Below are 1,672 nucleotides of genomic sequence, written 5' to 3' on the forward strand. Positions count from 1 at the left end.
CGCCGCCGCACCCCCCGCCACCATGGCCGCACCCGCAACCACCGCAGCCGCCGCCGCGCGCTAGCTGCACGCCGCCGCCCAAGTCTTCTCTATCGAAGAGATGGAACGTGGCTAGACTGACGTCGGCCATTTCCTCTTCGCCAAGAACGAAGCGCTGATTCGGCGAGGTATCGTCAGATTGCGGGATACCGGAAGTGGGCATCGTGGATGCGGATGCACTGCCCGCCAGCGAAAGACCCAGTCCGGCGGCGCCCAGCACCTTCACGGCGGCGGCTTTTGTTGTGCGTCTCTGCTTCGAAGCTTGCTTGACCCGTGGCATGGTAGCACCCTCCGTAAGTCGATAGCGCTTAGCGTGGCAAGCGTGCGCGCGGCGCATCCGGCGCGCAAGGGTTACCGTGCGATAAATGCGAAATATCTCATCGAGTTCCTATTCATCTTCATGAACGAGATCGAAACGTAACGCTTTCGGTTGAGGGGCCTGATGAGGTCCGCCTTGCGCCATGACGCGGCCTTGGGGCCGCGCATGGCGCTGTACCGCGCGGTCGAGTCACGACCGGTGATGGCGGCGGCCATGATGACGCAGGAATGCGCCGGGCGCAAAATCATAAGAGCCGTAGCGGTCGCCGCAGTAAGAGACGCCGCCGCTGGCCGACGCACACGCGCCCTTCAACACGGGCCAGTCGGGAGACAACCTGGCAGCAGGCGTTGGCCTACCTCCATTTAGAACGTCCAGATTGGGATAATTGAACGCGAACGCGCCCGGCTCCTGGATGGCGGCCCTTATGGTCCCGTTCGGATTGTAGTCGTTCCTCGGATTATACCCGGAGTCGCGTAGATTTTTGATATACAGGGCGCGGTCTTGCGCGAATGCCGGCGTCGCTGCGGTCGCGGACAGCAGCACGGCCGTTGCAATAGCTTTGAATGAAATCACTGTCGTTTTTCTCCTGTATCGACGGTCGCAGACCCACGCGCGGACAAGACAATGCGGTCACGCTCCGTGAGGCGAGCGTGCTGTTCAAACGCGAGCTACCGGCTTGCAGCATCCGATGCGGATGCCTTCGGCCTTGACGTAGGGAGAGATCGGCCTGTTCCGTTTAAATTCCGCTTCCCGAAGCTCAACTCGGCTTGAAACGCGCGTTACCGAGTCAATCGCCTGTAGACCGAAGAAAGCGGATTGCCGCGCGACAGGACGTCGTGACGAAATCGATCCCTGGCGCACTGGTTATCTGACTGCCCTCGATTACTGTGTAAAGCGAGGCACGTCTGTGAGCCGTCTCACTCCTCGTTTTTTCGTGATGTTTGCTTATTGCCGTGCCGCGGCCAATTCCGGCCCTGACGTGTCAGGGCGGCAACAATAGCGCTTACTGCGGTGGAAGAGTCTTCTGTTGGCCCTTTGCGTCGATCTGCCGCGAGCGCTGCAACGTCCGATGTGGAAGGTAGACCGGACTACGTCGAGCTCCTTTATAAGCCTAGGGTTTGACGTCGCGGGTTGAGACGGGGTTCAAAGCAATGCGCGACAGGGGCGGCTAAACTCAGACCGTTGAAGCGCACTTCCGTTAATGGCCCTAAAGGCGACATACCTCGCCCAGCCTCCAGTCGCATCCGTCGGTTTCCCGAGCCGTTCATCTACCGATCTTAAAAATGTGAATGGCCTGATTTCGAATTAACTAGC

Annotated in this window: 1 pseudogene; it reads right to left on the reverse strand. The window is 59.7% G+C overall.

The window, feature by feature from the left end:
* A pseudogene (locus CWO89_RS47395) lies at nucleotides 1–319 on the reverse strand (hypothetical protein); the annotation flags it as partial.
* Nucleotides 320–1,672: the final 1,353 nt, after the last annotated feature.

The sequence above is a fragment of the Bradyrhizobium sp. Leo170 genome, assembly GCF_004296405.1.
GTDB lineage: Bacteria > Pseudomonadota > Alphaproteobacteria > Rhizobiales > Xanthobacteraceae > Bradyrhizobium.